This window comes from Micromonospora sp. BL4, from assembly GCF_003667505.1.
In the GTDB taxonomy this organism is placed as follows: Bacteria; Actinomycetota; Actinomycetes; order Mycobacteriales; family Micromonosporaceae; genus Micromonospora.
In genome coordinates this window covers 1-7,858 of sequence record NZ_RCVJ01000270.1, presented here as the reverse complement: position 1 = coordinate 7,858, position 7,858 = coordinate 1, and the positions used below count along the sequence as shown (strand labels likewise).

General features: G+C 73.2%; 6 protein-coding genes and 1 pseudogene. 6 read left to right on the top strand and 1 reads right to left on the bottom strand.

The window, feature by feature from the left end:
• Nucleotides 1-255 precede the first annotated feature (255 nt).
• Nucleotides 256-729, bottom strand: coding sequence for a methylmalonyl-CoA epimerase (mce, locus tag EAD89_RS30055; protein WP_121652531.1), 474 nt, complete (start codon nucleotides 727-729; stop codon nucleotides 256-258).
• A gap of 62 nt (nucleotides 730-791) precedes the next feature.
• Here mce and EAD89_RS30050 point away from each other — a divergent pair, with 62 nt between their 5' ends.
• From EAD89_RS30050 to EAD89_RS30025, 6 genes and pseudogenes are all read left to right on the top strand, one after another.
• Entirely contained in the window at nucleotides 792-1,991 is a 1,200-nt protein-coding gene (locus EAD89_RS30050; RefSeq protein WP_121678033.1) for an acetyl-CoA C-acetyltransferase, read from the top strand.
• A complete protein-coding gene (gene meaB, locus EAD89_RS30045) occupies nucleotides 1,988-2,992 on the top strand; it encodes a methylmalonyl Co-A mutase-associated GTPase MeaB (protein WP_121652529.1) in 1,005 nt (334 codons plus the stop codon). The genes EAD89_RS30050 and meaB overlap by 4 nt, the downstream gene beginning before the upstream one ends.
• A 116-nt stretch (nucleotides 2,993-3,108) precedes the next feature.
• Nucleotides 3,109-3,519 carry an Asp23/Gls24 family envelope stress response protein gene (locus EAD89_RS30040; protein ID WP_121678034.1) on the top strand — a complete coding sequence of 137 codons (411 nt, stop codon included), beginning with the start codon at nucleotides 3,109-3,111 and terminating at the stop codon, nucleotides 3,517-3,519.
• 107 nt (nucleotides 3,520-3,626) lie between these two features.
• Nucleotides 3,627-5,315 (top strand): methylmalonyl-CoA mutase, encoded by a 1,689-nt coding sequence (locus EAD89_RS30035; protein WP_121652527.1) that lies wholly within the window; start codon nucleotides 3,627-3,629, stop codon nucleotides 5,313-5,315.
• A gap of 173 nt (nucleotides 5,316-5,488) precedes the next feature.
• Entirely contained in the window at nucleotides 5,489-6,412 is a 924-nt protein-coding gene (locus EAD89_RS30030; protein ID WP_121678032.1) for a tetratricopeptide repeat protein, read from the top strand.
• Between the two features lie 66 nt (nucleotides 6,413-6,478).
• Nucleotides 6,479-7,447: pseudogene (locus EAD89_RS30025) on the top strand (arginase family protein); the annotation flags it as partial.
• Nucleotides 7,448-7,858: the final 411 nt, after the last annotated feature.

Here is a 7,858-nt window from a genome sequence, read left to right as displayed (position 1 = left end):
GGGCGACGGGTGGAGGCGACGGGCGGAGGCGACGGGGGAGCGACGGGCGGAGGCGACAACATCGGGGATGTAGTTGCCTCGCGGGCGGTGGAGGCCACTACATCCCCGAAGTTGCGCGATCTTGCCCGCGCGGCGGCGCGGCGTCAGAGGTCGGCCGCGCGGCGTCTTGCCCCGCGCGGCGTCTTGCCCCCTGCGGCGGCGCGGTGTCTTGCCCCGCGCGGCGGCGCGGCGTCAGAGCCGGGGCGGGGCGATTTGTCAGTGGGTGGTGGCGGGTTCGACGAGTTCGACCAGGACGCCGCCGGCGTCCTTGGGGTGCACGAAGTTGATCCGGGAGTCCGCGGTGCCGCGCCGCGGCTCGTCGTAGAGCAGCCGTACGCCCCGCTCGCGCAGCGCGGCGCAGGCCACGTCGATGTCCACCACCGTGTACGCGACCTGCTGCACGCCCGGCCCGTTGCGGTCCAGGAACTTGGCGATCGTCGACTCCGGCGTGAGGGGGGCGAGCAGCTGCACGCAGCCGCCCTCGGCGGTCGGCCCGACGGCCAGCATCGCTTCCCGGACGCCCTGCTCAGCGTTGGTTTCGGTGTGCACACAGCGCATCCCGAACGTCCGCTGGTAGAAGTCGATCGCGGCGTCCAGGTCGGCCACGGCGATTCCGACGTGGTCAATCTTGCGAAGCCCGATGTCTGTGACGTAGTCCGCACCGGGCTCGGCGGGGGAGTTCTCAGCCATGGCGCTAGTCTGGCCGAACAATCGTTAAGGCGTACAGCTCGGCACCCCCCTCGGAGGCAGGCATGGCTTCGGTGATCGTCAGCGGCGCGCGGACCCCGATGGGGCGGCTGCTGGGCAACCTCAAGGACCTCCCGGCCACGAAGCTCGGCGGGATCGCGATCAAGGCGGCGCTGGAGCGCGCCGGCGTCAGCCCGGACCAGGTCCAGTACGTGATCATGGGCCAGGTGTTGCAGGCCGGCGCCGGCCAGATCCCGGCCCGGCAGGCGGCGGTCGAGGCCGGCGTGCCGATGTCCGTGCCGGCGCTGACCATCAACAAGGTCTGCCTCTCCGGCCTGGACGCGATCGCCCTGGCCGACCAGCTCATCCGGGCCGGCGAGTTCGACATCGTGGTGGCCGGCGGCATGGAGTCGATGACCAACGCCCCGCACCTGCTGCTCGGCCAGCGCTCCGGCTACAAGTACGGCGACGTGGTGGTCAAGGACCACATGGCGCACGACGGGCTCAGCGACGCCTGGGACTGCTGCTCGATGGGCGAGTCCACCGAGCGGATCGGCACGAAGCACGGCATCTCCCGCGAGGAGCAGGACGCCTTCGCCGCGGCCAGCCACCAGCGGGCCGCCGCCGCCCAGAAGAACGGCCACTTCGCGGACGAGATCACCCCCGTGATGATTCCGCAGCGCAAGGGCGACCCGCTGGTCATCAGCGAGGACGAGGGCATCCGTCCGGACACCACCGCCGAGTCGCTGGCCAAGCTGCGTCCCGCGTTCACCAAGGACGGCACCATCACCGCCGGCAGCTCCTCGCCGATCTCCGACGGCGCCGCCGCGGTGGTCGTGATGAGCATGGCGAAGGCCAAGGAGCTGGGGCTGACCTGGCTGGCCGAGATCGGCGCGCACGGCAACGTGGCGGGCCCGGACAACTCCCTGCACTCGCAGCCGTCCAACGCGATCAACCACGCCCTGAAGAAGGGCGGCCTGAGCGTCGAGGACCTGGACCTCATCGAGATCAACGAGGCGTTCGCCCAGGTCGGCATCCAGTCCACCCGTGACCTGGGCATCAGCGCGGACAAGGTCAACGTCAACGGTGGCGCGATCGCGCTGGGCCACCCGATCGGCATGTCCGGCGCCCGACTGGTGCTCACCCTCGCGCTGGAGCTGAAGCGGCGCGGCGGCGGCACCGGCGCGGCCGCGCTCTGCGGCGGTGGCGGCCAGGGCGACGCGCTGATCATCCATGTTCCGGGAAAGGCTGAGACCAACCAGTGAGCGAAGCGGTCGAGCACGTTCCGGCGGGCGGCGCGCCATCGGTGCGCCGGAGCCGGGACGTGCCCCTGCTGGTCGAGCGGGCCCGCGCGGGTGACCCTCGCGCGGTGGCCCGACTGATCACGCTGGTCGAGAACGGCGACGAGCTGCTGCCGGAGATCGCCGCCGCCCTGGCGCCGTACGCCGGTCAGGCCCAGGTGGTGGGGCTGACCGGTTCGCCCGGTGTGGGCAAGTCGACCACCACCAACGAGCTGGTCCGCGCGCTGCGGGAGCGTGGGCACCGGGTCGGCGTGCTGGCGGTCGACCCGTCCAGCCCGTTCACCGGCGGTGCGATCCTCGGTGACCGGGTGCGGATGCAGGACCACGCCACCGACCCGGGCGTCTACATCCGGTCCATGTCCAGCCGGGGGCACCTCGGCGGACTGGCCGCGGCGACACCGCAGGCGGTCCGGGTGCTGGAGGGCGCCGGCTGCGACGTGGTGCTGGTGGAGACCGTCGGCGTCGGGCAGGCCGAGGTGGAGGTCGCCTCACTGGCCGACACCACGCTGGTGCTGCTCGCTCCCGGCATGGGCGACGCGATCCAGGCGGTCAAGGCCGGCATCCTGGAGATCGCCGACGTGTTCGTGGTCAACAAGGCCGACCGGGACGGCGCCGACGCCACCGTCCGCGACATCCAGGGCATGATCGCTCTCGGCGAGCGCGGCCCGGGGATGTGGCGGCCCCAGGTGGTCCGCTCGGTCGCCGCCCGTGGTGAAGGCATCGACGACATCGCCGCCGCCATCGACAAGCACCGTGGCTGGCTGGTCGAGCACGGTGAGCTGCGCCGCCGCCAGGAGGCGCGGGCCGCCGCCGAGATCGAGGCCATCGCGCTCGGCGTGCTCCGCGCCCGGATCGGTTCACTGCGCGACGGTACGGAGTTGTCCACGCTCGCCGCCACGGTGGCCGAGGGCGCGCTCGACCCGTACGCGGCGGCGGACGCCCTGCTCGCCCAGGTCGCCCGCTGACCGTCCACCGGGGACACCCTCGCGTCCCGCCGTCCTTGTAGGCTCGCACCGCCCCACGGCGGTGGGGGCCGGCCGGTGTGCCGGCGCGGTGGCGCGAGGAGCAGGGGGAGCGGGACGTGAACCACGAGGCGACGCAGGAGCTGACCACGGTGCCAGCGGTGGCCGGCGGGTCGACGCAGGTCTCCGACGAGGTGATCGAGAAGATCGCCGTCGCGGCGGCGCGCGCGGTGCCCGGCGTGGCCGAGTTGGGCGGGGACGTCGCCCGGTTCTTCAACTCGGTCCTCGACCGGGTCGGGCTGGACCAGGTGGGCGATGCCCGGCGGGGCTGCTCGGCGCATGTGACCGGGGACGCCGCCGTGGTCAACCTGGTGCTCGTCATCCAGGCCGGTCAGCCGGTGCCGGAGATCACCGGGCAGGTGCGGGCCCGGGTCACCGAGGCGGTCGAGGCGTACGGGCTGCGGGTGGACGAGGTCAACATCCGGGTCGACGACGTGGCGATGGGCGGGCCGGCGACGCCGATCATCTGACCGTCGACGCAGCTCAGGTTACCCACCGGTACGACGTGACTTAGCGATCGTTCAGGCAAGGGCTCTACACTCGACGTGCAGTCGAGGACCGAGGAGGAGCCCTGCGCATGGACGCCGACGAGATCGCCGCCGGACGGGCACGCTGGCAGGCCCGGTACGACTCCGCGCGCAAGCGGGACGCGGACTTCACCACGCTCTCCGGGATGCCGGTCGATCCGGTCTACGGGCCGCCCGAGGGCGCCGCCTACCCGGGGTTCGAGCGCATCGGCTGGCCGGGCGAGTACCCGTACACCCGGGGCCTGCACCCGACCGGCTACCGCGGGCGGACCTGGACGATCCGGCAGTTCGCCGGCTTCGGCAACGCCCAGCAGACCAACGAGCGCTACAAGATGATCCTCGGCGCGGGCGGCGGTGGCCTCTCGGTCGCGTTCGACATGCCGACGCTGATGGGCCGCGACTCGGACGACCCGCAGGCGCTCGGCGAGGTCGGCCACTGCGGCGTCGCCATCGACACCGCCACCGACATGGAGGCGCTCTTCGACGGCATCGACCTGGCCGGCGTCACCACCTCGATGACCATCTCCGGCCCGGCCGTGCCGGTGTTCTGCATGTACCTGGTCGCCGCCGAGCGGCAGGGCGCCGACCTGTCCAAGCTGGACGGCACGCTGCAGACCGACATCTTCAAGGAGTACATCGCGCAGAAGGAGTGGCTCTTCGACCCCGAGCCGCACCTGCGCCTGATCGGCGACCTGATGGAGTACTGCGCCCGGGAGATCCCGCGCTACAAGCCGCTGTCGGTCTCCGGCTACCACATCCGCGAGGCCGGTTCGACCGCCGCGCAGGAGCTGGCGTACACCCTGGCCGACGGTTTCGGCTACGTGGAGCTGGGCCTGAGCCGCGGGCTGGACGTCAACGTCTTCGCGCCGGGGCTCAGCTTCTTCTTCGACTCGCACCTCGACTTCTTCGAGGAGATCGCCAAGTTCCGCGCCGCGCGCCGGATCTGGGCCCGCTGGCTGCGCGACGTCTACGGAGCGACCAGTGAGAAGGCCCTGTGGCTGCGGTTCCACACGCAGACCGCCGGGGTGTCGCTGACCGCCCAGCAGCCGGTCAACAACGTCGTACGCACCGCCGTCGAGGCGTTGGCCGCGGTGCTCGGCGGGACCAACTCGCTGCACACCAACGCGCTGGACGAGACCCTGGCGCTGCCCACCGACGAGTCGGCCGAGATCGCCCTGCGTACCCAGCAGGTGCTGATGGAGGAGACCGGCGTGGTCAACGTGGCCGACCCGCTCGGCGGCTCCTGGTACGTGGAGGCGCTGACCGACAAGATCGAGGCTGAGGCGGAGGAGATCTTCGCCCGGATCCGGCAGCTCGGCGGGGAGGGGCCGCACCAGATCGGCCCGATGACCTCCGGCATCCTGCGCGGCATCGAGGACGGCTGGTTCACCGGGCACATCGCCGAGTCGGCCTTCGTCTACCAGCAGGCGCTGGAGAAGGGCGACAAGAAGATCGTCGGCGTCAACTGCCACACCGGCACGGTCGCCAAGGAGCTGGAGATCCTGCGCATCTCGCACGAGGTGGAGCTGGAGCAGCGCCGGGTGCTCGCCGAGCGCAAGGGCGCCCGGGACGAGTCCGCGGTCCGCGCGGCGGTCGCCCGGATGGTCGACGCCAGCCGCACCGACGAGAACATGATCCCCGCCATGCTCGACGCCGTCCGCGCCGAGGCCACCCTCGGCGAGATCTGCGACGCCCTGCGCGCCGAGTGGGGCACCTACCGGGAGCCCGCGCGCTTCTGACCCCCGTTCCCCACCCGTCGGTCGTGCACCTGTGCCCCGGCAGATGCCGCAGATGCCGCGTCTCCGGGGCAGAAAGTGCATGATCACGGGGTTGGGGCGGTGCGGGTGAGAGTTGCAACGTCCCAGTTGCGGGTGAGCGGAGATCGCGGGCTCACGTGCGAGACTAGGTAACCATGAGCGACCCACGGATCACCTCGTCGATCTTCACCCGCGGCGCGGTCGACCTCAGCACGCTGCGCGGCCCCGCACCAGCCAGTACCCGCCCCGGCACACCCCCGCAGGGCGGCCCGTCCGCCGGCAATCCCGGCGCACCCGCCGCCGGCGGTGACGCCGCCATCGTCGACGTCACCGAGGCGACCATCCAGGCCGACGTGCTCGAGCGGTCGATGGCCATGCCGGTCATCGTCTTCTTCGGCGCGGCCGGCTTCCCGGAGAGCGACGAGTTCGCCCCGGTGCTGGAGCGGCTGGCCGCCGAGAGCGGCGGCACCTGGGTGCTGGCCCGGGTCGACGTGCAGGAAAATCCCCGGATCGCCCAGATGTTCCGGGTCCAGGGCATCCCCATGGTCTACGCGGTGGTCGGCGGCCAGCCGATCGACGCCTTCTCCGGCGTGGTGCCCGAGGCGCAGCTGCGCCAGTGGATCCAGGCGGTGCTCAAGGCCGGTGGAGTGGCCGTCGCCGAGCCGGAGGACCCCCGCCTCGACGAGGCGGACGACGCGCTGATGAGCGGCGACCTGGACGCCGCCGAGCGGGCGTACCGCAAGATCCTGGCCGACAGCCCGGCGGACGCCGCGGCCGAGGCGGGTCTGGCCCAGGTCGGGGTGGCACGCCGGGTGGCCGGCGCCGACCCGGCAGCCGCGCTGGCCGCCGCCGAGAGCGCCCCCGACGACGTGGCGGCCCAGCTGCTGGCCGCCGACATCGAGGTGCTCAGCGGCCTGGCCGACCAGGCCTACGCCCGGCTCGTCGGCCTGGTCCGGCGCACCGCCGGCGAGGACCGCGAGACCGTACGCCAGCACCTGGTCTCGCTGTTCACCATCGCCGGCCCGGATGATCCGGCGGTCGCCTCGGCACGCCGGGCCCTGGCCAGCGCCCTGTTCTGAGTTCGTAGCACGCCAGCGCGGGCCGGCGTTCCGGCCGGCCCGCCCGACCACCGAGGACGGGAGCTCATGATGCGCCGGATCGCCGTCCTCGACGCGCCGACAAATCTCGGTCTGCGGCCGCCGACGTCCACCTCGGTCCCGGGCTGCGCCAAGGCGCCCGGCGCGCTGCGCGACCACGACCTGCTGGCCCGACTGCGGGCCCGCGACGCGGGCTGCATCACCCCGCCCCGGTACGACCCGGGCGACTGGCGGCCCGGCGACGGGGTGTGCCACGCCCGGGAGATCGCCGACTACTCGCTGGCGCTCGCCGAGCGGATCGGCTCGATCATCGACCGGGGCGAGTTCCCGGTGGTGCTGGGCGGCGACTGTTCCGTGCTGCTCGGCTCGGCGCTGGCCATGCACCGCCTCGGCGAAGCGGTCGGCGGACGCATCGGGCTGGTCTTCGTGGACGGGCACTCCGACTTCCGGCACCCCGGCAACGCCTCCTACGTGGGCGCGGCGGCCGGCGAGGACCTGGCCCTGGTCACCGGGCGCGGGCAGGCCGACCTGGCCGCGCTGGAGGGGCGTCGACCCTACTTCCGGGACATCGACGTGGTGGTGCTCGGCATCCGGGCGCAGGACGAATACCGGCTCGACCTCCAGGCGGCCGGGATCGTCACCCGGCCGGTGCCGGCGCTGCGCGCCGAGGGCGCCGCCCGGACGGCCCAGTGGGCCCATGAGCAGCTCGCCGACTGCGCGGGCTACTGGGTGCACATCGACGTGGACGTGCTCGACCCGGCGGTGATGCCCGCCGTGGACGCGCCGGACCCGGGCGGGATCGCCTTCGCCGAGCTGGAGATCCTGCTCGCCGGCCTGGTCGACACCCCGCACTGCCTCGGCGTCGAGCTGACCGTCTTCGACCCGGACTACGACCCGGACGGCTCCTACGCTGCCGAGATCGTCAACACCGTGGTGGCCGGGTTGGCCCCGGTCACGGCCCCCGAGGCGGTGCCGCCCCGGTTGCTGTCGGCCCGGCCGGCACCCAGCCCGCGCCGCGGCAACGGCCGGCCCGGGGTCGGTCCCGCCCGGCCCGAGGAACCTCGACCCGCCGGCGGTGAGGCGGCCGACGCCGAACACTCCGGCGTCCGCACCTCCAGCCGTCGGCCGCTCCTCGACGATCTAGCCCCGGCCGAGCCGGAGCCCCTCGGCGCCCTCGCGCCGGTGCAGGCGGAGCCCCTCGGTGCCCTCGCGCCGGTGCAGCCGGAGTCGCTCGACGCCCTCGCGCCGGAGCCGGTGGTCCGTGGCTCGGGCCGCGAAGGCCGATCGGACCGGGACCACGTCCCGCACGTCGCGGCCCCGGTCGAGCGGGAACCGGTCGGCCCGCCCGCGTCAGCCGGGCCGGGCCTGCTGCGGCGACCCGCGCCCTCCACCGCAGACCCCACCGACCAACCCAACGCCGACACAGCC